Annotated in this window: 19 protein-coding genes; 7 read left to right on the plus strand and 12 right to left on the minus strand. The window is 35.1% G+C overall.

The annotated features are described in order from the left end of the window. The first annotated feature begins 7 nt into the window (after nt 1–7). Both porZ and recO read left to right on the plus strand, forming a co-directional pair. Entirely contained in the window at nt 8–2,386 is a 2,379-nt protein-coding gene (porZ, locus tag BZARG_RS13900; RefSeq protein ID WP_008639772.1) for a type IX secretion system anionic LPS delivery protein PorZ, read from the plus strand. Next, nucleotides 2,386–3,102 (plus strand): DNA repair protein RecO, encoded by a 717-nt coding sequence (gene recO, locus BZARG_RS13905; RefSeq protein ID WP_008639769.1) that lies wholly within the window; start codon nt 2,386–2,388, stop codon nt 3,100–3,102. Before porZ ends, recO begins: the two co-directional genes overlap by 1 nt. Before the next feature lie 33 nt (nt 3,103–3,135). On the opposite strand, the gene BZARG_RS13910 is transcribed toward recO, so the two are convergent. Continuing rightward, nucleotides 3,136–7,095 (minus strand): choice-of-anchor D domain-containing protein, encoded by a 3,960-nt coding sequence (locus BZARG_RS13910; protein WP_008639558.1) that lies wholly within the window; start codon nt 7,093–7,095, stop codon nt 3,136–3,138. Between the two features lie 115 nt (nt 7,096–7,210). On the opposite strand from BZARG_RS13910, the gene BZARG_RS13915 reads away from it, so the two are divergent. Continuing rightward, a complete protein-coding gene (locus BZARG_RS13915) occupies nt 7,211–7,684 on the plus strand; it encodes a regulatory protein RecX (protein ID WP_008639480.1) in 474 nt (157 codons plus the stop codon). Nucleotides 7,685–7,731: 47 nt separating this feature from the next. Here the strand turns inward: BZARG_RS13915 and BZARG_RS13920 are convergent, their stop codons facing one another. From BZARG_RS13920 to BZARG_RS13945, 6 genes are all read right to left on the minus strand, one after another. Continuing rightward, nucleotides 7,732–8,262 carry a DUF6646 family protein gene (locus BZARG_RS13920; RefSeq protein ID WP_008639570.1) on the minus strand — a complete coding sequence of 177 codons (531 nt, stop codon included), beginning with the start codon at nt 8,260–8,262 and terminating at the stop codon, nt 7,732–7,734. Between the two features lie 202 nt (nt 8,263–8,464). Then, a complete protein-coding gene (locus BZARG_RS13925) occupies nt 8,465–9,328 on the minus strand; it encodes a cupin-like domain-containing protein (RefSeq protein ID WP_008639428.1) in 864 nt (287 codons plus the stop codon). Between the two features lie 111 nt (nt 9,329–9,439). Continuing rightward, the gene (locus BZARG_RS13930) at nt 9,440–10,846 is read right to left on the minus strand and encodes a flotillin family protein (protein ID WP_008639520.1); all 1,407 of its coding nucleotides are present in this window, start codon (nt 10,844–10,846) and stop codon (nt 9,440–9,442) included. A 4-nt stretch (nt 10,847–10,850) separates the two neighbouring features. After that, entirely contained in the window at nt 10,851–11,447 is a 597-nt protein-coding gene (locus BZARG_RS13935) for a hypothetical protein (RefSeq protein WP_008639589.1), read from the minus strand. A gap of 108 nt (nt 11,448–11,555) precedes the next feature. After that, entirely contained in the window at nt 11,556–13,373 is a 1,818-nt protein-coding gene (locus tag BZARG_RS13940; RefSeq protein ID WP_008639733.1) for a TonB-dependent receptor plug domain-containing protein, read from the minus strand. A gap of 282 nt (nt 13,374–13,655) precedes the next feature. Beyond that, nucleotides 13,656–14,069 (minus strand): putative signal transducing protein, encoded by a 414-nt coding sequence (locus BZARG_RS13945; protein WP_040288891.1) that lies wholly within the window; start codon nt 14,067–14,069, stop codon nt 13,656–13,658. Nucleotides 14,070–14,192: 123 nt separating this feature from the next. On the opposite strand from BZARG_RS13945, the gene BZARG_RS13950 reads away from it, so the two are divergent. The 4 genes from BZARG_RS13950 to BZARG_RS13965 all read left to right on the plus strand — a co-directional run bounded on the left by BZARG_RS13950 (nt 14,193) and on the right by BZARG_RS13965 (nt 17,333). After that, nucleotides 14,193–14,699 (plus strand): DUF2975 domain-containing protein, encoded by a 507-nt coding sequence (locus tag BZARG_RS13950; RefSeq protein WP_008639575.1) that lies wholly within the window; start codon nt 14,193–14,195, stop codon nt 14,697–14,699. A 2-nt stretch (nt 14,700–14,701) separates the two neighbouring features. Then, nucleotides 14,702–14,908, plus strand: coding sequence for a helix-turn-helix domain-containing protein (locus BZARG_RS13955; protein WP_008639728.1), 207 nt, complete (start codon nt 14,702–14,704; stop codon nt 14,906–14,908). 133 nt (nt 14,909–15,041) lie between these two features. Further along, nucleotides 15,042–15,482 (plus strand): LexA family protein, encoded by a 441-nt coding sequence (locus BZARG_RS13960; protein ID WP_008639814.1) that lies wholly within the window; start codon nt 15,042–15,044, stop codon nt 15,480–15,482. Between the two features lie 39 nt (nt 15,483–15,521). Next, complete coding sequence (locus BZARG_RS13965; protein WP_008639654.1) at nt 15,522–17,333, plus strand: sodium:solute symporter family protein; 1,812 nt, start codon at nt 15,522–15,524, stop codon at nt 17,331–17,333. Nucleotides 17,334–17,625: 292 nt separating this feature from the next. Here the strand turns inward: BZARG_RS13965 and BZARG_RS13970 are convergent, their stop codons facing one another. The 5 genes from BZARG_RS13970 to glmS all read right to left on the minus strand — a co-directional run bounded on the left by BZARG_RS13970 (nt 17,626) and on the right by glmS (nt 25,960). Further along, a complete protein-coding gene (locus tag BZARG_RS13970; protein WP_008639648.1) occupies nt 17,626–17,919 on the minus strand; it encodes a F0F1 ATP synthase subunit epsilon in 294 nt (97 codons plus the stop codon). A 78-nt stretch (nt 17,920–17,997) separates the two neighbouring features. After that, the gene (atpD, locus tag BZARG_RS13975; protein ID WP_008639518.1) at nt 17,998–19,506 is read right to left on the minus strand and encodes a F0F1 ATP synthase subunit beta; all 1,509 of its coding nucleotides are present in this window, start codon (nt 19,504–19,506) and stop codon (nt 17,998–18,000) included. Between the two features lie 170 nt (nt 19,507–19,676). After that, nucleotides 19,677–21,227, minus strand: coding sequence for an SGNH/GDSL hydrolase family protein (locus tag BZARG_RS13980; RefSeq protein ID WP_008639544.1), 1,551 nt, complete (start codon nt 21,225–21,227; stop codon nt 19,677–19,679). Nucleotides 21,228–21,231: 4 nt separating this feature from the next. Further along, nucleotides 21,232–23,958: a TonB-dependent receptor gene (locus BZARG_RS13985; RefSeq protein WP_008639673.1), complete on the minus strand. Its 2,727-nt coding sequence runs from the start codon at nt 23,956–23,958 to the stop codon at nt 21,232–21,234. Nucleotides 23,959–24,112: 154 nt separating this feature from the next. Beyond that, nucleotides 24,113–25,960 carry a glutamine--fructose-6-phosphate transaminase (isomerizing) gene (gene glmS, locus BZARG_RS13990; protein WP_008639637.1) on the minus strand — a complete coding sequence of 616 codons (1,848 nt, stop codon included), beginning with the start codon at nt 25,958–25,960 and terminating at the stop codon, nt 24,113–24,115. Nucleotide 25,961: the final 1 nt, after the last annotated feature.

The raw sequence follows: 25,961 nt of genomic DNA on the forward strand, positions 1-25,961 counted from the left end.
AGTATTAATGAAGAAAATCCAAAACAAGCTATTTCTAACATTAGCACTACTTTTAGTGTTTAACATAGTTTTAAGTCAAGATTATTCGTCAAATTGGAAAGGGCACTTTTCTTTTTTAAATATTCAGAGCGTTTCAAGAGGGGAGACTAAAATTTTTGCAGCATCAGATAATGCAGTTTTTAGTTATGATATTCTTACCAAAGAAATCAAGGAAATTACAACAGTAAATGGTTTGGCAGGTGAACTTATATCGACTATTTATTATAGTGAAACATATGAACTACTGCTTATTGGATACGTTAACGGTCTCTTGGAAATTGTTTTTGAAGATGATGATGAGATTTTAAGTATTGTAGATATTAAAAATAAACCCAGTATTCCTCCAAATATCAAGCGGATTAACCATTTTAATTTAATTGGTGATTTAGTTTATATTTCAACCGATTATGGGATATCTGTTTATGATATCCGAAATTTAGAATTTGGCGACACTTTTTTTATTGGTGATGACGGAGCCCAAGTTAAAGTTAAACAAACCACGGTTTATAATGGTTATATCTATGCAGCCTGTGATTTTAATAATACGGGTATAAGAAAAGCATTGCTTTCTAGTTCTAACTTGATTAATTATCAAGAATGGGATAAAATTTTAAATGGGAATTTTAAATTTATTCAAAATGTTAGTAACAAACTTTATACAATTCGGTCGAACGGAGTTCTCTACGATATAAATACAGACGATACATCTTCTAATTTATTCACCTATTCAGTATTGCCCACTGAAATGGTCACTATTAATAATAAATTATTAGTTACTACAAGAAATAATGTATTCGTTTACGATGATGCATTAAATGAACTATCCGTTATAAACCAAGTTAGTGATTTTTCGACGATTTTTTCTTGTGCCACTATATTCGAAAATGATCAAGTTTATATTGGCACTAAAAACATAAATAATCAAGGAAAACCTGGGTTTGGAATTCTAGAAACGAGTTTAAGTGATTCTTCAAATTTTAATGAAATCCATCCAGACGGGCCATTAATGAATAGGGTTTTTTCAGTAGAAATTAAAAACAATTACCTTTGGTGTACATTTGGCGGCTATTCTGTCTTTTATGAGTGGGTTGGGGATTTCGCCTATTCGGGGTTAAGTCATTTTGTTAACGAACAATGGGTAAATAAGCCTTATGATTCTATCGCCGCAGTAGTAGATAATCCAAGGTTTTTATCCCATATGTCTATTAATCCATTTAATCCAAGTCAAGTTTATGTTGGATCCTACTATTCTGGATTAATTAATGTCCAAAATGGAGAAATCATAGATATTTATAATAAAGATAATAGTACAATCATGCCTTTTGTTAATGATTTTCATCTAACGCTTGCCTCGCGTTTTGACAGTCAAGGGGCCCTTTGGGTTACAAATGGAAGAGTTAACAATCCTTTAAATAGGTTTAAAGACGGGCAATGGACATCTTATGATTTAACGGGAATTATCAGTGCTCCATTAAATAATTTAGGTTTTGCGGATATTGTTTTTGATGGGTCAGGAAATGTGTTTTTTGGTTCTTACGGTGCTGGAATTATAGGCTTGAATATAATTGGGAATGGCACTTTTAAAAACATTGCAGATGAAAGTCAGAATATGCCTTCAACTTATGTATCAGCTCTTGCCATCGATAAAAATAGTCAGGTTTGGATCGGTACTAATAAAGGATTGCGAGTGCTATATAATGCAGCAAGTTTTTTTACTGAAAGTAACCTAGAGGTGCAGTCTATTATAATTTTAGATGAAGGTGTGCCAAAAGAATTATTGTATCAACAATTTATTTCCGATATTGAAGTCGACGGTGCAAATAATAAATGGATTTCAGCTATTGGTTCTGGAGTGTTTTACTTATCTGCCGATGGGCAGAAAACTATTCATCACTTTACTAAAGATAATTCACCCTTACCAAACAATGACGTTGTTGATATTGCGATTAATGAAATAAACGGAGATGTTTATTTTGCTACACGTGAAGGAATGGTCTCCTTCGGTTCCGGGAGTTCGGAAACCAAACAGTCATTAGCCAATGCCTATGTATATCCTAATCCTGTGCGACCTTCTTTTAATATTACCGAAGAAAAAGTAAAAATAAAAGATATTTCAGAAAATGTGAATATCAAAATTACAGATATTGAAGGGAATTTAGTGGCAGAAGGGCAGTCTAGAACAAACAACAGGTATAAAGGTTACAACTTGGAAATAGATGGTGGCGTGGCGTATTGGAATGGAACGAATTTATCAAATAATGTAGTAAGAACAGGCGTTTACCTTATTATGCTTTCAGATTTAGATACCTTTGAAACCAAAGTGCTAAAGGTAATGATTGTCCGATAATGTCTACATCTGTAAAAGCCATTGTGCTATCAAAAATTAAGTATCGCGATAATGATTTAATTGTTAGTTGCTATACACAACACCGCGGTTTATCTAGTTATTTAATACGTGGTGCATTTAAAAGTAAGCGGTCGGGAACAATTGCTTATTACCAAATGCTTTCTCAATTAGAAATTGTTGAAACCTACAAACCCAATCAATCACTTCATTATATAAAAGAAGTAAAATCGAGTTTTGTTTATAGTACACTTCACACAAATGTTATAAAAAGTAGCATTGTGCTATTTCTTTCAGAAGTATTAGCCAACGTTTTAAAAGAAGAGGAACAAAATACATTGCTTTTTGATTATTTAGAAACGGCGTTACAATGGTTAGATTCGGAAACCAATTACGCCAATTTTCATTTGTTGTTTCTTTTAAAACTCACCAAACATTTAGGTTTTTATCCTGACACAAAACAAATTGAAGTAGGTGTTTTTAATTTACAAACAGGATACTTTGAGCCTAGCGCTCAGCATATTTACTCGATTTCTCAAGAAAACAATAGTATTTTAAAGCAGTTGTTGATCATAAATTTTGACGCATTAAACAGTGTTAAATTAAATGCAAATCAGCGACAAGCTTTCTTAAATATGTTGATGCAGTATTTTGAGTTGCATCTTGGATATTTCAGAAAGCCCAGATCTCTGGAAATATTTAATGAAGTATTTAAATAATAAACCGTTAATTAGTCTTATACATATAAGTGTCTACTTCTTCACAGCTTTTTTTACCAATATTTGATTGTTAGATAACGTCACTTTCGCCATAAATGCGGCGCTACGTAAGTTTGATAAATTGTAAGTTTCCGTATTAGATGAACCTTTAAGCTTATACAGCGTACGACCTAACATATCAATTATTTCAACGGATTTTATAGTTGCAGTTTTAGCGTCAAGACTAAATTTCATGATATCATTGTTTATTTCAATAATAGTTAAGTTGTTAGTATTGAATGTCGAGTTATTTAAGGAGAGAGCGTTATTTCTAAATACAATTTCAAAACGGTTATTGAATTCACCTTTTTCAGAAGTGAAGTTATAAGGTGAATTACTTATGCTATGGACTATGCTTAACAAATTATCTTTCAAGTAAATCGTTTGGTTTCCAGTTTCAAATAACCCGTCGATAGCTGCAATAGCAATGATGTGATTTCCTTGTGAAGTGATTTTTACACCTAAATGAATTACATCCGTATCCGTGAATGGTAATGGGCGTCCTTGTATAACAAAATTTTCATTAACGATTAATGAATAAAAGTTTGAATTATCCGTAATAGCATCAAAAACACGATCACGTTCAAACGTAGCATTGAGAATATAACCAATTAAAATTCGTGTTGTTTCTGTGTTTTGAGAAACCAAATCTAACCAAATTCTATGCTTTTCATCTGGTTGTTTAGTTTTATAGAATTGCGAATTATTGTGAGTTATATTTCGCATATTATTTCTAAACTCTATTGGCTGCGTAACTGCAGGACCATTCACCATATTTACCATAAAGCTTTGACCAGCGGCAATTTTCCCATTAAATACAGAAGGTCCCGATGTAGTTCCTGTTCCGTTATGAGTTATATAGTCGTTAGTGGTGTAATTAGATCCAAAATTATCATAAAAAGGATCTGGAATCGCCTTTGAAGGTAATGTGCCATGTGTCCAAATATTTACAAAACCATCTAAAACAGCACTATTCGTAGGGTTGGTTAAAAAATCAACAACATTTATAGCCGAAGGATATGGATTGCCAACTAAATTCCAGTTGTCATCAACTCCTGGAAGGTTACCTCTCGAAACATTACGAGTAATAAATCCGTTAAATGGTTTCCCATTATTAAAAGTTGCTGTGATATTCGTATTTGTTGCAGAATACGAATCTGGACCTCTAACAATATAGCCTTCGCCCGGTTGCATAGCTTCTCCGGAGGCTGCAACCCAGTTTCCTTGACTACCTTCAGGATTTGTAATGGTTGTGTTCCAACGATAAATTTTATGAGTTGGTGTGCCAGCACCGTAAATATCGTTTATAGAATAGCCTTGAAGAGGTGCCGACCAGTACACGTAATCTAAACGTCTAATATTTGTACTCCGTTTCATGGTTATGTTACCTGTATTGGTGTCAAAGTCGTTCACTTGAATTAAACTTCCAGAGTTTTCAATGGTTATATCACCGTTATTTGTGATATTAAAATTCACATTAACATAATCACTACTATTAATTATTAATGTGGAACCGGAGTTTACAATTAATCTACAAGCATCAAAACTGATTTGACCATTGGTACCATTACTTGTATCGTAATTAGCATCTAATATTGCTATTTTATCTATAGTTGGTGTTGTGGACCAGCCGGAACCTGTCCATATAGCTTGCTCAACTTTAAGTCTCACGGTTTCACTTGCTGTATAACATCTTGCAGAATCCTCTCTTACTTGGCAATAATATTGGTAATTATCTAGATTTAACGTGTTTAAAACATTTAGAGTATGGCTGTTGGCGCCTGTATAAGTTGCACCATTAGAAATAGTAGTCCAATCTAAAGTGCCTGGTGCTGATACATACCATTGGTAGGATAAAACGTTTCCATTAGGAAACCCTTCAGTTGCCGATACACTAATAGATGCACTGAGGTCGCAATTATTTGACGATATGTTAGGTTGAATAGTTATTACTGGAGGTGTACCTATTGAAAAATCGAAATTTCCAACATCGTCATAATTTACAGGCGTAAAACTCGTCCAATCGGTCTCACTCCAAGTGGTACTTGGCGCTATAATTCCAGAATTTTTTCTGCGATAGTTATAGCTTTTGGATGCAATAGCGAAAACATCTCCAGATATGTCTCCCCAAAGATCTATCCAGGTATTCGTAGTGGAATTGAATAACCTAATGTGGTCATTATTATTAATACCAGTTGCGTTATCCGTTTGGTCTGCGGTATAGATTCCGTGCGGATTACTGGCCTCTAAAGCTCCAAAAGCTAATACAAAGACGCGGTTATTGGCAATACTTCCTATTAACGGAATAGTATGTGTGGGACTTGTAGCACCATTATTATGTAATCTAATTTGATAATCAGCTAAGCTCACTGCTGAACCTGTACCATTAAATATTTCAACATAAGTGTGAGAGCCGGTGCCATGATCCGTTATTTCGCTAATAAATAAGTCTGTAGGAATACTTCCAGAACTACCTTCACAATCTGAAATTAGTTGATCAATTACCGTAAAATAATTAGAACTTAAGCAACCTAGATCATCTTTAACTTCTATACTTCCAGTTGTAGCTCCTGCAGGAATAGTAACTTCCAATTCATTACTGGAAAGTACAGTTACACTTGCAGAAATACTATTTACGGAAACAAATGTGGAGCCTCCAAAATTAGTAGTGGTTGAAGTGATATTAACTATGGTTCCCACTGGTGCATTGTTTGGTAAGGAGGTAAGTGCTCCGGATGAACAGGTGCCAACACCTTGAATGTTAAATATGTAAGGGTTCTCGTCAGTATCGTTGCTTAATATAGTTATTATTGTAGTTCTTAATCCAATTCCTGAAGGCGCAAAAGTTATTTCAAAATCGACTTTATCACCTGCTGTTAAAGTTTGCGGAGCTGGATTCAAAGAAATTAAAAATTCTCCTGGGTTAGAAGATGTGATACTCGTTAAATCTAAATTAGCAGAACCTTCACTACTTACATGAAAAGTTCTAGGCGCGGTAAAATCACCTATTACTGTTGAAGCAAAAACAGTGCTATAACCAATGTTGGGAAGAGAACCATTTGGAATAGAACTAAACGTACTGCGTTCAATATCTATTTCAGGAGTAGGCACGAAACTAAAACCAGTAATGTTTACAATACATGAGCCTTCATTACTGTCGTTATTATTAATAGTTAAAAGCCCATTTTTTGTTCCAACTGTAGAAGGATTAAATCCTACGGTAACCATTTGGGAGGTGCCGGAAGTAATTGTTATGGGCGTAGTAGGCGAAACAATGGAGTAGTCGCCAGTGATAGTAATGGAACTGATATCTAAATTTACAATTCCAATATTTTTAATATCAAAAGTTAAATCAGTATTACTAGTAAAAGGTTGTGAACCAAAATCTATAAAATAACCACAGCTCTGATTGCTGCCTATATTATCTACTAGCTGTAACTCTGGATTTGGTAAGCCCGTATAGGAAGACCATTCAATATCATCAACAATAACTTGACTATTTGTAATGTTTCTTAATTCAATAGTTACATTCCCACCCAAATCTATTCCAGTTACAGAAAATATATGTTCATTATAATCATCAAAAGGGATTGAGGCACCTTGATAAACTCCATTGACAAAGAGTTCAACTTGCCGGTTGCCTCCACCTGTAAATCCCTTATATAGCTTAACTGAAAAATCTCCAATACCACCAGCTACTGGACTTGATGTTATTTTACTAAAATCTGCAATAGATCTTAACATTAATGCATTTCCATTAATTCCAGAACTGTTGGCATCTCCATTCTCATCTCTAGACTCTATATAATTCCATGAAACCCCATTATTTCCGAGAAAGTTATTATCTGCATAAGAAGCAGTAGCATTTGAATTATCAAAATTTTCCAAACCCTGTCCAAACCCCAAAAGCGAGCATAAAAGAGTAATAAATATTGGTACGTATTGGTGTCTCATAATGGAGTTTTTACGGTTATAAGAGAGCTGGGGATTCAAATATAATCTAAAACGCATTGAAATACAGTACTTTACGGTTTTTAATTTTAGATTAATTGTTGTTACCTTGTCGGCCATGAACCATGTTAAAACTTACACTGTTGAAGAAGCGAAACGTACTTTAGAAAACTATTGTGCGTATCAAGAGCGCTGCCATAAAGAAGTTAATGACAAGCTTTATAAAATGGGAATGATTCCGGATGCTATTGACGTGGTCATTGTTCATTTGCTAAAGCACGATTTTTTAAATGAAACGCGCTTCTCTCAAACTTATGTTCGTGGGAAATTTAATATTAAAAAATGGGGGCGCCAGCGACTGAAATTAGAATTGAAAAAGCGTGATATTAGTAAGTATAATATCGATTTGGCGATGAAGGAAATTTCAGAAGTTGATTATTTTGAGACGTTTCAAGCATTAGCCGAAAAGAGGCTAAAATATATTTCTGAAACTGATAAATGGAAAAAGCGTAAAAAATTAATTGATTATTTGCTTTATCGTGGATGGGAAAGTCATTTGGTTTATGATAAAGCGGCAGAATTAATTCCATAAAAAAAGCCTTTTATTTTAAAATAAAAGGCTTTAATAAATTATATAAACTATAAATTAAAAGTAGCTCCTAAATTTACAGAGAACTGATTGTTTAGTTTTTGAGCTGGAGTTAGGTTATTTTTATAAGTGGCAATTGGGAATTGCGCTTCTGTATAAACCCCAAAGCCTGACGTAAAGAAATAACGTGCACCAACATGTCCACCAAAGTTTTTCATACTAAAACTCAACCCTGGGTATATGTCAAATTTTTCATCTATTTTTAAAACGTTACCAATATTGGCATTAAAACGTGCTTTAAGATCAAAACGGTCGTCAAAACCGGCTTTGTCTATACGTTTAATTCCAAATTCATCTTTTACACCGTTTTGTAATTGGTTAGAAATTCCCAAAGCATAGCTAGAGCTTATACCGACGGATATGTTTTCACCTAAACCATAATCATAACTTAAGTTAAGACCCGTAGCGTTCGATTGAAGATTAGCGCCTACCTGAAATTTTTGGTCACCACTTCCAGAGAATGCTTGAGCATTTGCAAATGAAACCGTTAATATAGCTGCAATAACCAATAGTTTTTTCATTGTAATCAATATTTAAAATTAGGCTGCAAAGATATTAATAAATTTGCGAAAGGGTGACTGTTAATAGTTTAAAATAAATCAACGTATGGTGAGTTTGTTCTATTAATTATAATTTTATGTATCTAATAGCTGAAATTTATATGGACCAATGATAAAAGCCTATGGGGCAAATGTAAACAAACACTATAAATTGTATTAAGGTTTACTTTATTCTTTTATCTGTACGTATGCGTGCTTGATTATTTTTCCAGTCAATCCATTTTTGACCTTTAATCTTGCGCATCACGTTGTCAAAATTTCGCATAATGGTAATATTATAAATAGCCTTTCCTAAATTTTTAGGATTTCTTGCAATAGCACGTAAACTCATAGAAAATCCTGGCGTTATATATTTCATATAATGCCAATAGCCTTCGGGCATATATAAAATTTCACCATGATATAGTTTTGTTTTATAGCCTTGAGCATTTTTTAAAGCAGGCCATTTTTCAAAATCGGGGTTAGAAAAATCTATATCTTCTCGGGCAATTAACGCATGAGGAATTTTATATAAATGATTGTTTTGATTTTGATCGAATAGTGTTATTTCTTTTTCTCCATGGAAATGAAAGTGAAAAATATTGGCCAAATCAATATCATAATGCATGAAGGTATACGAATCTTTACCACCAAAAAACAGCATGGGCAACCCCTTCATTAATTTTAAGCCAAAATCCGGAAATTTAAAATCTTTCTGGAGTTGAGGTACTTCTTTCAAAATATTCCATAGAAAAATGCGGTATTTCGTAGGTTCTTTTTTAAGCAGATCAATATATTCACGCATTTTCATGGTGGCGTGTGGCTCGTTAAAACCATCTTTATAGTTTACAGGCCTGTCATCGTAAAGTGGCACCGTTTTATCCCCTGCAACAGATTTGATATAATCTAAATTCCATTTGGTATACGCCGGCCAGTCTTCAATGAATTGCTCGATAACCACGGGTTTTTGCGGCTTGAAATAATGCTTTAAAAAATCCGCTTTTGTAATTGTTTTAACGCGCGGAATTGTTTGTAGGTTCCATGTCAATGCTCAAAACTTTAGAACGCTAAAGTTAAGGAATTGGAATGAAACACAAACCTGAAATTCTAGAATTTGCGCGTTTAAGACTGTTGAAATGAAAAAGTTAAAAGTTTATTTTTAATCCGTATCGTTTTTTACTTCTTTTGCATCCTCCGCTAAATCCTTCCCTTTTAAATATTCAGGTAATTCCATGCCGGCCATGTTAAACATTTCCTGCAAGGGCGGGACAGATTTGTACATGCCGGCTAGAAAGTTAGCGGTAGATGTTTTACCATCTGTACCACTGCCATTTTCCCAAACGGTTACTTTATCTATTTTAATGTTTTTAATTGCTTCGGACTGCATTTTCACCAACTCTGGTAATTTATCAGCAATTAACAATAAAACAGCGTCTTTTGGATTATTGCCAGCTGCTTTTACAATCTGATCTAAACCAGCTGCTTGTTTAGTTAAAACTTCATATAAACCCTGCGCTTCTGCTTGTGCCTTGAATAGGATAGCATCAGCTTCACCTTTGGCATGTCTTCGCGTTCTTTCAGCTTGGGCTTCGGCATCAATTTCAACTTTCTTTTTATCAATTTCTGCAGGTACAATAATATCGGCCATTTGAGATGAGCGCTCACGTTCTGCTCTGGCAGTTTCTGCTATTTGTTCGGCAGCATAAGACTCTTCTAATGCATTAGCGCTTTGTACTTTTTCTGATGCAATGGCTACACGTTCGGCTTCAGCTTCACGTTGACGACGTAAGGAATCGGAATTAGCAACGGCAATTTTGGCGGTATTTTCACCTTCAACCGCTTGTGCATTGGCAGCAGCAACTTGAGAGCGTTCATCTTGTACCGCATTGGCTTCACCAATAGAACCATCTCTAGTTTTTTCGGCCACCGATTTTCTTGCGGCATTTATAGCATGAGCAGCAGCTTCTTTTCCTAAAGCTTCAATATACCCAGACTCATCAACAATATCTGTAATGTTAACGTTTATAAGCTTTAAACCCACTTTTTTCAACTCCATTTCTACACTTTGTGAAATGTTGGTTAGGAATTTATCACGATCATTATTAATTTCTTCAATGTCCATAGAGGCAACCACTAAACGCAATTGACCAAAAATAATTTCTTTTGCTAATTCTTGAATATCTGGTAAGTCCATGCCTAAAAGACGTTCAGCAGCATTTTGCATAATGGCCGGTTCGGTAGATACGCCAATTGTAAAGCGCGATGGGACATTTACACGAATGTTTTGTTTAGATAAGGCGTTAACCAAATTCACTTCAATAGACATAGGTGTTAAATCCAAGAATTCATAATCCTGAATTACGGGAATAATAAATGCCGCACCACCATGAATACATTTTGCTGATGCACCACCGCTTACTTTACCATAAACCACTAATATCCTATCGGAAGGGCAGCGCTTATAACGCCTAACGAGTACGATAAACATTATGAAAACAAATAGAATGGCTGCAACTATGGCAATAGGGAATCCTAAATTAAATTCTTGGGTTAATAGAAATGTCATGTGTTTAGAGTTTTTTATTTTGATTATTTTTATGTGTATCGACTATTAGTATGCCATTATTTGTAACGTTTAAAACGATAATGATTGAACGCGACTCAAGCTCGGTAATAGAATCTGTTAAAGCATCTAATTCGCGAAGTGATCCTTGAATGGTAACACTTACTTTGCCCATTTTTGAACGATTTGGTCCAATAGGTAAATATACTTCGCCAACGGCACCAATAGCATTTTTGTAAATTAATGTGCCGCTAGATGTTAACTTTTTTATGTAATAAAACATAGCAGCCATTATGGCCATCATGCAAAAGCCGCTTATTATGGAAATAATAACGGTTATAGGCTTGGAGAAACCGGCATCTAAACAAGCTATTCCACTCCAGCCAAAAAGAGTAAAAAACCCGATGAGGTTTTTAAAGGTGATAAATTGAAATTCAATTCCCGTATCCGCTTCAATACTAGCATCGACATTTTCAAAATCGTCACCAGAATCCGCACCTACAAAGGTCATGATGATAACGAACAGAAAGAAAATTGAACCAATTAGGGCTATGGCCCAATAAAATTTAGGGAATACTTCTAATGCTGAAAACCACTGAATCATAAAACGATATAGATTATAATGTGGAAATATAAACCCTTTAAGTCATTATTACAATGCATTAAAGGGTTTATTATTAAATGAGCATCAAATTGAGTCTTGTTACAAATTCTATTTGAAATTGTATTTTAATCCAAATAAAATGCTGCTTTTTGGAGCAGGAACCAAGTTGGTTTCCGTGTAATCTGTGTCAAAAATATTATTGGCAGTTACTGAAAACTCGAAAGCTTTCAATTCATAATTTATACTAGCGTCATATACATTGTAGCTAGATCCAACAGTACGTTCAGCATAACGGTATACTATGGATTGTGATAGATTTTCAAGAAACTGCGTTCTAAGTGTGGCTACAAACTGATGCTTTAATGAGTTTATAGAATAACGCGAAAAATTAGTAGATATATCTTTTAAATCTTCATTTAAATAAGTGTAACCTAAACCGATACTTTGATTGGCATTAGCCATAAAAAAATTGTATTCTGTATTTGCTTCAAATCCCATCGTGTTCAATTCGGCCATGTTATTGGCTTCCCAAGGGTCGGTTTCAACATTTTTAACAAAATCAATTAATTTTTTAGAGTCTCTGTTGAAAAAAGCAGCTGAAAAGCGAAAGCCTTTGCTATTGAGTTTAAAGCCTAATTCTTCTGAAATCGCTTCTTCAGGGTCTAGATTTTCATTTCCTATTTCCGAAGGACTTACATAATACAAATCCGTATAGGTCGGAACACGGTAGGTATAACCTATATTTCCATAAAGTTGAAAGTTACTAGAGATTTTATAGCCAACATCTACGCCTGGAAAAGCATGAAATTTGAAGTCTGAAAAATAGCTAACAGCCAGACCTGGTGTTATGGAAAGCGCATCGTTTAATAAAGAGAAACGATGTTCTAAAAATAAATTGGTGGTAAAACGTTTATGACTTCCCAAGTTATTACTCGAAATATAAGTTTGTGATAAATCGATACCAAAACCAGTAATTCCCAGTCCAGATTGAAAAGAAGCATTTACTTCCGCACCGATTTTATTGGTCTGATGCAAATTTCTGTACCCTGACGGATTATCACGGTTATATAAATACATGTCTTGGTTTCGTCTCCAATAAATACGTGGCTTTAAAGTGAGTTTATCCGTTTTTATTTCTGTTGACAATCCTATTAAGCTTGTCTGTGTTTCTTCATATTGATCTTTAGCAGCTGGTGACGCATAAAAACCATTGGCACCAAATTTCCGCTCTTGATAATTGGCAATAAGTGAAATAGGTAACTTTGTTTTATTGAAAATACTTTTTACAAAATAGCTCTGATTATCATAATCGGTATTATAACGGTAGCCATCTGATAAATTACGAGATACATGAATAATATGAGATGAGTTCTCCAAGTTGCTTCCAATCGTAATATCGGCATTTTTTTGTCCAAAAGATCCACCTTGAACACCAATCGAAACTGAATTGTCAATGTGCTTTTTAGTCACAATATTTATGGCTCCTGTAAAAGCATTTTGACCAAAAATCCTTGCAGCTGGGCCTTTTATAACTTCAATACGCTCAATAACTTCCAAGGGTAAAGCCATGTTTAAGTTATGATGTCCGGTTTGGGCATCTTCCATTTTCATCCCATCAATAAGTAATAAGGTTTGATCAAAACTTCCACCGCGAATATATAAATCCGCCTGTGTGCCATCGGCACCGCGACGGCGGACATCTACACCAGCTACTTGCTGTAGTAAATCGGCAACATTGGTTGTAGCACTTTTTTTAATGTCGGCACTCGTTATAACGGTTATAGTCCTAGCGTTTTCTTTAAAGGGTAAATCTATTCGGCTAGAGGTGATGACAACGGAATCTAAATCTTGTTGCTTTGGTGGTTCTTGAGCGGTTGCTCTAAAAGAAAAAACTATAAGTAAGATAAAAAAGGATGTTAACTTCATAATAATATTAATTCATGTTTTAAAAGATGGCAAAAGTCGTGACTTTAGGTATCACTTTAATAGTCCATTTTTAAAATAATACATAGTCCACTTGATGATTTATTAAAACAACCAATTAAATTTAAAAAGGAAAATTCTAGAATCATTTTTTCTAGCTTTTAATTGAAATTTGTAGCGTTTCCAATAAATTTTTTAAGCGAAACCTACAAGAGCTTATAATACTTTAAAAGGTAAGAATAGTATTTTCAATGTTTCTTAATTGGATGATTGCCATATGTTGCTCTATTCTGTGGGAAACTCTGTTTGGCAAGCTTCGCAGCGGTAGTTATAACGTGTATGAAATGGTGATTTTCCCAATATAAAATCTCCTAAAAAAGTCATAAACGATTTAAAATCTTTAATGGTTGAAAATAATTCTATTTGGGTTTTATGACAATTGGGACATTTAATAACTTGAGCTACGTTATCCATAGAATAGGTAGAAATAGAATTTAAAATTTCCTTGGCTTCTTTTTCTTGCCCGCTTAATACTTTTAATTTCACACCACCAATTGCATTACTGACAATGGGGTTGGTGTTAATGGTATGATTATCCAATAAGAAAACCGAAATACCTTCCGCTTCCAAACGCCCTTTTATAATTTCTGCTTCTGAAGTATATTGAAATACTGCTATAGTTGTAAATGTGTCTTGCATAGGAATCAAAAATAGGGAAGTAATTGGTTGAAATGAATGTTTAAAAATTAAAATCACTAAATAAATTATTGTTTTACGATAATTTTTATATATTTGTTATCGCTAAACGATAATTTAATAATCATGAGAAAACTAATTGTATTAAAAACAGTAATCGATTTTATTTGGATTGTAAGCTGTATTCCTAGTCTGATTTTTGGATTTGGATGGATTATTTATATGTTTTTTGATAGTTCCATATTAGGAATTGTTGAATCAGATATTTTCAGTTCAGAATCACCTTTCTGGCAAAAACAGTTAATATTTTTACTGATTTACGCCATTGCTTGTGGTTTTATATATGCTATATTTCTATTCCGAAAAACATTACGCTTTTTTCAAAAGCGGAAGCCTTTTGATGATTATGTAATAAAAACCTATAATTTAATAGGTAAGCTATTAATTGTTTTGAGCGTATTCAGTACGGCCTTAATGTTTGTTGTTAAATTAATTTTTAGCAGTAAGATGTTCTTAAATTTAGGTTTTAGTCCTTATTTATTACTCATGTGTTTAGGTTTCTTTTTTATGGTATTAAGTGAATCCTTCAAAATTGCCAAACACGCCAAACACGATAGTGAATTAACAATATAATTATGGGCATACTTATAAATTTAGATGTGCAGTTGGAGAAGCGAAATATGAAAAGTTATGAATTGGCGGAACGTATTGGAATTACGACAGCCAATTTATCCATTTTAAAAACAGGAAAGGCACGTGCTATTCGGTTTTCAACGCTCGAAGCCATTTGTAAAATATTAGAGTGCCAGCCGGGGGATATTTTGGAATATGTTCCTGAGTAGTTTTTTTAATTCCTTGTCATAGAAACTCTAATTAGACACAATTTCTGTTATCTTTATGCGGAGCTATTACTTGACGTTGGAATACGTTCATTTATGGGTAATACAATAAATAAACGTATAATATCGCATAATTATGATACTTCAAACCGCCAAAAACTTAACATTTTTTACACCAGATTTAACAAGTGATTCCGGTGCTGTATTTTTAGATACTGGTATTTCAGCAGGATTCCCGGCGCCAGTTGAAGATTTTCATGAGGAGCGCTTGTCTTTAGATTCTATGTTGGTTAAGAACAAAAAAACCACATTTTACGCACGTGTTTCTGGACAAAGTATGATTGATGCCGGATTAGATGATAATGATTTATTGGTTATTGATAGAAGCTTGGAGCCTGTAAACAATCGTATTGCCGTGTGTTTTTTAGACGGAGAATTTACGGTTAAACGCTTGCGTGTTGAAAAAGATGGTGTTTGGTTACAACCAGAAAACACTATGTATCAACCGATAAAAATTACCGAGGATAATCAATTTGTTATTTGGGGCATCGTTACCAATGTGATTAAAAAAGTTTAATTTATTAGAACGATTCTAAAGTAAAACCTTCAACTATCTATGGTAGAATTATCCGTATTAGATGTCTCATTAATCATTGTCTTTTTTTTAATTACACTCTTTATAGGGATTTATGTATCCAAGCAATCAGGTAAAAGTGCTTCCGAGTATTTTCTTTCCGGTCGAAATATGCCGTGGTGGTTGTTAGGAGTTTCCATGGTAGCAACAACTTTTTCTACAGATACCCCAAATTTAGTAACGGATATTGTTAGAACCAATGGTGTTTCCGGTAACTGGGTTTGGTGGGCATTTTTGCTTACGGGGTTACTAACTGTGTTTGTTTATGCTAAATTATGGCGAAAATCTGAAGTCAATACCGATATTGAGTTTTATGAATTGCGTTATGGTGGTAAACCAGCGCGTTTTTTGCGAGGATTCCGGGCTATTTATTTAGGAATTATTTTCAACATTTTGGCTATGTCGGCCGTTACCTTGGCTGCCATTAAAATTGGTGCCATTATGTTGGGTTTGCAACCCTGGGAAACCGTGATATACGCAGGAACGATTACCGTTATATTTAGTGCTTTGGGAGGTTTTAAAGGCGTTGTTTACACAGATTTCATTTTATTCTTTACCGCAATGGCAGGCGCTTTGGGTGCCGCTTATTATTTAGTGGGTTTGCCAGAAGTTGGTGGTTTGGAAGCTATGTTAGCCCATGAAAACGTTGCCGATAAATTAAATATCTTACCAGATTTCACTAATGCCGAAGCAGTTATTACCTTATTAATTATTCCATTGGCAGTTCAGTGGTGGAGTTCTTGGTATCCAGGAGCCGAACCTGGCGGTGGTGGTTATATTGCCCAACGTATGTTAGCAGCAAAAAATGAAAATCATGCTATTGGCGCCACTTTCTTTTTTAATATTATGCATTACGCTTTACGTCCTTGGCCTTGGATTATCGTGGCTTTAGCATCCTTGGTGGTGTTTCCAGATATTGCGAGCATTCAAGAAGCCTTTCCGTTAGTTGCTGAAGATAAACTAGGGCACGACTTAGCCTATTCTGCTATGTTGACGAAGTTACCAAGTGGATTGTTGGGATTAGTTTTAGCATCGCTTGTAGCGGCTTATATGAGTACTATTTCAACGCATTTAAACTGGGGAGCTTCCTATATTGTAAATGATTATTATAAACAACAAATCAATAAAAATGCTTCTGAAAAACAATTAGTTGCAGTTGGTAGAATTGCAACAGTTGTATTGATGGTTTGTAGCGCATTATTAGCATTGGTACTAACGAATGCTTTACAGTTATTCGATATCATATTAATGTTTGGAGCTGGAACGGGACTGATATTTATTCTTCGTTGGTTTTGGTGGCGTATTAATGCGTGGAGTGAAATATCTGCTATGTTTGTTTCAGGAATTGTATCGGTTATTTTAAATTTTACTGAATTAGGTCCGTATCTATTTGGAGATGAATCGTTAATGCCAGGATGGGCAAAGTTTCCTATGATTGTTTTAGTCACTACGATTGTTTGGGTAAGTGTTACTTTTTTAACGCAAGCCGAGAGTAAGGACGTTTTACAAAAGTTTTATAAGAAAATTCAACCGGGAGGCCCAGGATGGGATAAAGTTGTTAACGAGGCACGTGGTGAGAATTTAGAACTCGTTGATGCCAAAGAGGGTTGGAGTGTACCATCTGGTGTTTTAGCCATGTTGGTGGGTTGCGGCTTAATTTACAGCCTCATGTTTGCTACGGGATACTTTATATATGGCGATTATTTCCACGCTTTATTGCTATCAGGTGCTTCGGTTATTTTTGGTGTTATTCTTGTGAAACTTTGGAAGAAGATTCGCGTGAATGTGTTATAAATAATTTAGAACGCTACGCTCTTTTAGAATCAAAAGAAAAGACTGAATTTGTAATGCAATGAAAGAAGTTTAAGTTAAATGTTTCAATTAGAATACAATATTCAATATTGTTCATATATATAAATATTCTAAAACTTAAATGAGTTAAAAACTTGATGTTTTTTAGTGGTTTGGGCTATTCTCTACTCTTTACAAGTCCCGATAGCTTTGAGTGCGATCTATATTCTTTAAATGCAAAAAGACCTTACTAATTAGTAAGGTCTTTTTGTATAAGTTGGTAATTAATTAGCGTTTAGTCAGCTAAAATAATCACTTTATTATCTTTCATTTCTAATGTTCCAGAATTGATTTTAATGGTTAACACATTTTTGTCATCATTATGGGGAGTAACAGATCCGTGTAACTCATCAAAAACCAAATGACTTTGAGAATGCGTGTTAATTTTAATAGTGCCTTCTTTTAAAACCGATACAATAGGAGCGTGGTTTTTCAACATTTCGAATTCACCATGAACCCCAGGTACAGTTACAGAATCTACTTCCGAACTAAATAATGTTGCCTCTGGCGATACAATTTCTAAATACATATCTCTTTTTAGTTATGAGTTATGAGCAAAGAGTTAAGAGTGCAATTTTGAACTCTTAACTCTGAACTCTAAACTTGATTACGCTTCAGCAAGCATTTTATCACCAGCTTCAATTGCTTCTTCAATAGTTCCTTTTAGGTTAAAGGCTGCTTCTGGAATGTGATCTAATTCACCATCCATAATCATGTTAAAACCTTTAATAGTTTCTTTAATATCAACTAAAACACCTTTAAGACCTGTAAATTGTTCAGCTACGTGGAAAGGTTGTGATAAGAAACGTTGTACACGTCTTGCTCTATTCACTGCTAATTTATCTTCTTCAGATAATTCTTCCATTCCTAAAATGGCAATAATATCTTGTAATTCTTTATAACGTTGTAATAACTCTTTTACACGAGTAGCACAATCATAATGCTCATCACCTAAAATATCTGCAGCTAAAATTCTAGATGTAGAATCCAATGGATCTACAGCAGGATAAATACCTAATTCTGCAATTTTACGAGATAAAACGGTGGTAGCATCTAAATGCGCAAACGTTGTAGCAGGAGCAGGATCCGTTAAATCATCCGCAGGTACATATACGGCTTGAACCGAAGTAATAGAACCTCTTTTTGTTGATGTAATTCGTTCTTGCATCGCACCCATTTCCGTTGCTAATGTCGGTTGGTAACCTACCGCCGATGGCATACGTCCAAGTAATGCAGATACTTCAGAACCCGCTTGAGTAAAACGGAAAATGTTATCTACGAAGAAAAGAACATCTTTTCCTTGAGCTTCACCAGCACCATCACGGAAATATTCTGCAATAGTTAAGCCAGATAAAGCAACACGCGCGCGTGCTCCAGGAGGCTCATTCATTTGTCCGAATACGAAAGTAGCTTTCGATTCTTTCATAGCAGATTTATCAACTTTCGTTAAATCCCATCCGCCATTTTCCATAGATTCCATGAAATCATCACCATAACGGATAATTCCTGATTCTAACATTTCACGAAGTAAATCGTTTCCTTCACGTGTTCTTTCACCAACACCTGCAAAAACAGAAAGACCACCGTGACCTTTGGCTATATTGTTAATCAACTCCTGAATTAACACTGTTTTACCTACACCAGCACCACCAAATAATCCAATTTTACCACCTTTAGCGTAAGGCTCGATTAAATCGATTACTTTAATACCAGTAAATAAAACTTCAGTCGACGTTGATAAATCTTCAAATTTAGGCGCTTGTCTGTGGATTGGTAAGCCGGCATCGCCAGCTTTTGGTATATTACCAATACCATCAATAGCATCGCCAATTACGTTAAAAAGACGTCCGTAAACATCTTCACCAATAGGCATTTGAATTGGTGCACCAGTTGCAACAACTTCTGTTCCTCTACTTAACCCATCCGATGAGTCCATCGCAATAGTTCGAACCGTATCTTCTCCAATGTGAGATTGTACTTCTAATACTAATAGAGATCCATCAGCTTTCTTAATTTCTAAAGAATCGTAAATCTTTGGAAGTTCAGCACCCGCTTCGAATGCAACATCGATAACTGGACCTACAATTTGTGCAACTTTACCTGTAACTTTTGACATTACTTATATGTTTAATATTATGCAATTGAATTCAATGAAAACACCTACTGTTTTCGCGCTGCAAAGATATGGGTTTTAAATTAAAAACCATATGAAAAATAGCGGCTTTTTTTTTCATAAAAAACGCCCCCATAATGAGAGCGTTTTTGAAATCGATATTTAATGTATTTTTACTGTAATAAAGGTGAGTAATTGGTGGGCAAAGAACCCGTATCTATTAGGCTGCCAGATGCTTCAAAGTTACTTCCGTAGGTAACATCAATAGCTTTCATCATTTCGTTTGCCATAATAGCATATCCTCTAGCCGTTAAATGAATACCATCTAAACTTATTAAACCACCAGTAACTAAATCAGTTGTGTAAACATTATTTCCAGATGGATAACCAGTGGTAGATGCTTGTTCTAAAATTGCTTTAAAATCAACAACCGCTAAACCTTTGTTTGCAGCTATTGATAGAATAGTAGCGTTATAAGCATCTGTAGCAGTTTTAACTAATAATTGCTCTTCTGGTGTTAACACCCATTTGTCTTCTAAAGGAATTTGAGTTCCATAGCCTTGAGGAATTAAAGAACTCAACGGTAAAACAAATAAATCTTCTGCTGTTGCTTGTCTGTATTGAGGGATCCCAGCGAAAGCAGGATTAATTGCGCCTAAATCGGTTAGATCTTCATCAATAATAACTAAAGCATTTCCTTCCCCTTCTGAAAAGTTAATTGTTCTTGTAGTAGCTTCTTCAGCAGTAAAGAGGCCAGATGCGCTTAAAGCGGCTAATGCTTGTTGAAGGCCTCCATTATAAGCTGCATAACCTTGATTTAAGGCGGTTGCCGTGCCAGCATCTAAAGGAACTGGATTGTAAGGGACAGTAGTGAAATGTGCTAAAGTTGTAATGTAAGGTACATTTGCAACGACACCTTTAGCGCCATTAGCAGTTAAAGCATCTACAGTTGCGCTAAATGAAGCGGCAAAAACATTAGAGTCTGTTATATCATTAGGTCCATAAGTTCCTGGCGACGTATTTCCTTCTTGTGAAACAGCATTTACATTATTTTTAGCATCATATCCACCTCCAATAGCAAAACTTAATACATCATTTCCGCCGATTTCTGAAAGTGTGAAAAATGTTGGCGCTTGTCCAGCAGCTAACTGCATTACAGACGCATTAGGAGTAGCACCCGTCATTCGGGCAAAATATGGGTTGGCATTGGGTAAATTAGACACATTTCCATAGCCCGGAGCCCCCAAGTGAAAACTTTTTAAGCCAGGTATACCAAAATTATTAAAAGGTCCTGCTGGATTGTTCACCATTAAATTAGTGGTAACCGTTACAGGTCCGATAACAGATTCTAATGGTTGTGGAGCTCCACCAGTTGTAACTAGTCGTGGTTCTAAAATACGAGTTCCACCTAAAAGCATTCCGCCATAGTTGTCATTCATTAATGGTTGTGTAAAAGAACCACCACCTACTAAAGCAAATTTTTGCGATAGCATATTTGGGAATGAATTATTTTGCCCAGCTATAAACAGCGCATTATCTGTAAAACCTGCAGAAAAGGAAGCACCTACTGCAATGTATTTTGTAAAATCAGCATCGCCAGCTACTAACGCAGGTTTTGGTGTTTCTACATTTGATGAACCATCATCATCGCTACTACAAGCAGATAAGGAAATGGATGCAGCCAGTAGGCAAATATATTTTATATTTCTTGTTGTCTTTTTCATAATCTTATAAGTTGTTAATTACTATTGAAGCATAATACATAGAACCTATGTAACCTGTACCGATAGCCGAGTAGTACTCGTCACCTAATACATTGGTAGCACCTATTTTAATAACCGATTTGATTTTTGGAATTGTATAGCTAATTTGTGCATCTACAGTATGGTAGGCTGGGATGTCGCCATCTCCAAATGTTGCTTGCCAGAAGTAAGAATCACTCCATCTCCAGGCTAAATTAAACCCAAGATTCTTTACAACATTCGTATTACCAAAAGACATCTTTACTTTATGCTCTGGTGTATTAAAACTCGTTCTGAAATCCGGGTTACTAGCTTGATCAAATTCTTGTTTAGTAAAAGTATAGTTTGCACCTAAATCATAGTTTCCAAATACTTTAGTAGATAAACCAATAGCAGCACCATATGATTCAATTTTGGCATCCGAGTTTGTATAAGTCTGGTATGCATTAAAATCACCATTTTGTAATGCTAATAATGATAAAGCGTTATCACCAACTTGGCCATATAATGGAACAACTACGGTTTCGTTTGAAATGAAATCTGAATAGGAATTATAATAAACACTGGCGTCTACAATTAAACGATTTAATTTTCCACGGTATCCAATTTCCATGGAAGTTACTTGCTCTGGCTTAACGATATCTACATCTGAAGCAACTGGTGCGCCATTTTCAACGGAGTTAAGTGTAAATGAGTTTTCATAAGCAGCACGTCCAGAAATTACAGATGTGGAACCTTGGCCTAGTAATTGACCACTAGCACTAACTTCATATGTTCTAATATCACGATCTAAATTAGATTCAGCTGAACCTACTAAAACAGCACGACCAGCATCTAAACCAATATATAAATCTTGGGTAGTTGGGTTTCTAAATCCTGTTTGAAAAGATCCTCTAATGTTGTGGTTTTCATTAACAGTAAAACCGGCAGAAATTCTTGGAGATAAGAAACCATCAAATAATTCTGATTTGTCATATCTAAGCGAACCTGTTAACTTTAACTGTACAGCTTCGTTTAATTCTAATTGCTTTTGGATTTGTGTATAGATACCGAATTCAGAGTATTTGATATGCCCATCATAATCCGTATAGATAGTTCCAAAAGAATTTAAGTCGTATTGTCTGTATGAAGCACCTACTTGAATTTCTGCAAAGTCAATTACATGACTAAAATTGTAGTTCGCATCCGCATGATAATACTGTGAAGCATCTTTGAATTGAGATCCTTGGGTTAGATCAGGATTCGCAATTACTTTATCATAAGCATTTTTGAAGCCTTCTGATCCCGGTAATAAACGGCCCGTATCGGCAACAGCTCTTGCAGCAGTATGTGCGTCAGCTTCTGATGCACCACCTAAAGTTGCACCAGCAAATGTACCGATATAATCTCCAAACCAATCCTTGTCACTTTTCCAAGATCTATTAATGTTGATACCTGTGAAAACCATATCATAAGAATCACCAGCTTTATCAGCAACGACATAACCTCTTAAAAAGAAATTATCATTTTTCAATTCTATTTTGTGTTGTTGTTGGGTAAAGTTGTCAATGTTATATCGGTTAGATCCTTGATAAATAGTTGTTCCTGTACCAACTTTACCTACATAAGCAATTTCAAAATCGTTTGCCCATGGACGGAAATATAATCCCCAGTCAGCTTTAACGCTTTCTGCATTATAATCTGTTAATTCACGTTCTAAATATCCAGTTCTACTCACATCAACATTTGGAATAATTCCTAAACCACCAGAAGCGGCTCTAATGTTTGTGGAAACTTCATCTCCATAAACGTTATATCCATCGTAATCTACTGAAGCTCTTGTAGCTCCTCCTCCAGGCTTCCCATTATAGTTGCTAGCAACCCAATCCGTACCTTTTAACCAGCCAAAGTTTACTTTTGCTGCAAATTTATCTGAAAACTTATGAGCCATACGGATACCTACATCTGTATAACTGTTATCGCCACCTGCATCTTGAGAGGTGATCCCTTGTTTTACATAACCACTAATTCCCTCATGATCAAAAGGACTTTTACTACGCATAAATAAAATACCGTTAAAAGCATTTGCACCATACAATGCTGATGCAGCTCCAGGTAATAATTCAACGCTTAATACATCCGTTTCTGTCATTCCTACTAAATTCCCGATTGGGAAGTTTAATGCAGGCGTCGAATTGTCCATACCATCTACTAACTGCATAAATCGCGTGTTAGAGAAGGAAGCGAATCCTCTTGTGTTTATAGATTTGAATGTTAAACTGTTGGTATTAACATCTACACCTTTTAAGTTTTCAAGACCATCGTAAAAATCTGCAGAGGCCGTGTTTTTTATTTCTTTTAAACCGAAACGTTCAACCGTTACTGGCGATTCAAAAATACGTTCAGGTGTTCTAGATGCAGAAATAATTACTTCGTCTAATGCTGTTCCTTCCGAAAGGACTAGTTTAATAGTTTTATTGCTGGAAGTTACTTCAAGTGAAGCCGATTCAAAACCAATACTACTAGCTTGAATTGTAAACGGTGGATTTCGGGGAATTGTAAGTGAAAATGCACCATCAAAATCAGTGATTGATCCTACTGATGTGCCTATTACAATGACGTTTGCGCCCGGAATAGGTTGTTCATTTCCATCCACAACTGTTCCTGAAATTGTTGTTTGAGCAAAGGTTATTGCACCGAAAAACAACAATAAAATTGAAAGAATTGATTTCATTTTTTGTTAGAGTTAGTTATTATATCAGCAATATAGAGAAATATAACAAAACTTAATAAAAAATTTCAAAAAATTATGCGTGCATAATAAAAAATTCCATAGCGCAACATGCACTATGGAATTCTCTATAAAAATATAGTTGATTAATGTAATCCTATTCTACGGTAACGGACTTCGCTAAATTGCGCGGTTGATCCACATTTCTTCCCAGCATAACAGCTATATGATAAGATAACAACTGTAAAGGAATAGTTGTTAGCAAAGGAGAAAGTGATTCTAGTGTTTCAGGAACTTCAATTACGTGATCCGCTAATTGTTTCACGTTGGTGTCGCCTTCGGTGACTATACCAATAATTTTTCCTTTTCTAGCTTTAATCTCTTCTATATTACTCACTACCTTTTCGTAATGGCCTTTTTTAGTAGCAATAACAATTACAGGCATTTGTTCATCAATTAAAGCAATAGGACCGTGTTTCATTTCGGCGGCCGGATAACCTTCTGCGTGGATATAAGAAATTTCTTTAAGTTTTAAAGCACCTTCTAAAGCTACTGGGAAGTTGTAACCTCTTCCTAAATATAAACAGTTTTTAGCATTTTTATATATTTCAGCAACAGCTTGAATATGCGGATCGGACTGTAAAGCTTTTTCTACTTTTTCTGGAATTAATTCTAATTCTTGAAGATGATGGTGAAAATCTGAATTGGACATAGATCCATTGTTTTTAGCCAATTTCAAGGCAATCAACGTAAGAACTGTAATTTGAGTCGTAAATGCTTTGGTTGAAGCAACCCCAATCTCTGGGCCAGCATGGGTATAAGCACCTGCATGAGTTTCGCGTGCAATGGACGAGCCTACAACATTACAAACTCCAAAAACAAAGGCACCTCGAGATTTGGCTAACTTAATAGCAGCTAAAGTATCTGCAGTTTCACCAGATTGCGAAATAGCTATAACGACATCTTTATCGGAAATAATTGGGTTTCGGTATCTGAATTCCGAAGCATACTCCACTTCTACAGGGATACGAGCTAAATCTTCGAAAATATATTCGGCTACTAAACCAGCATGCCATGAAGTTCCACAAGCCACAATAATAATGCGTTTGGCATTAAGAAATCGTTCAATATTATCATCAATTCCAGCCATGCGAATAATACCTTCCTTGGCTAATAATCGACCTCTGTAGGTATCTTTAATTGCACTTGGTTGTTCAAATATCTCTTTGAGCATGAAATGTGGGTAACCACCTTTTTCAATCTGCTCTAAATTCATTTGTAATTCCTGAACATAAGGCACTACTAATGAATCATCTTTTATTTTTCTAACTTTCATAGGTTTCCCTAATCGGATTACAGCCATTTCTTCATCTTCTAAATACACCGCATTTTTGGTGTACTCAATAAATGGAGATGCATCACTTGCTATAAAAAATTCATTATCACCAATACCAACTGCAAGCGGACTTCCTAAACGTGCAATTACAATTTCGTCTGGCTTGTTTTTATCAAAAACGGCAATAGCATAAGCACCAATAACTTGGTTTAAAGCAATTTGAACTGCTTTTCCTAGCTTAACGTTTTCATTTAATTTAACGTCTTCGATTAGGTTAATTAAAACTTCTGTATCCGTATCTGATTCAAAGGTGTAGCCTCTAGTGGTTAATTCTTTGCGAAGGGAGTCGTAGTTTTCAATAATTCCGTTATGAATTATTACTAAATCACCAGAATTGGAGAGGTGCGGATGTGCATTAATATCATTAGGTACACCGTGTGTAGCCCAACGTGTATGTCCAATAGCAATATTACCATTAGTGGTAATATCCTGTGCAACACGTGCTTCTAAATCGGCTACTTTCCCTTTAGTCTTGCATACTTTTAAATCAACACCATCATAAATAGCAACTCCAGCACTGTCATAACCTCGGTATTCTAAACGTTGAAGACCTTGTATTACAATTGGGTAGGCTTCACGATGGCCTATATATCCTACTATACCACACATA

This window comes from Bizionia argentinensis JUB59, assembly GCF_000224335.1.
Taxonomy (GTDB): Bacteria; Bacteroidota; Bacteroidia; order Flavobacteriales; family Flavobacteriaceae; genus Algorimicrobium; species Algorimicrobium argentinense.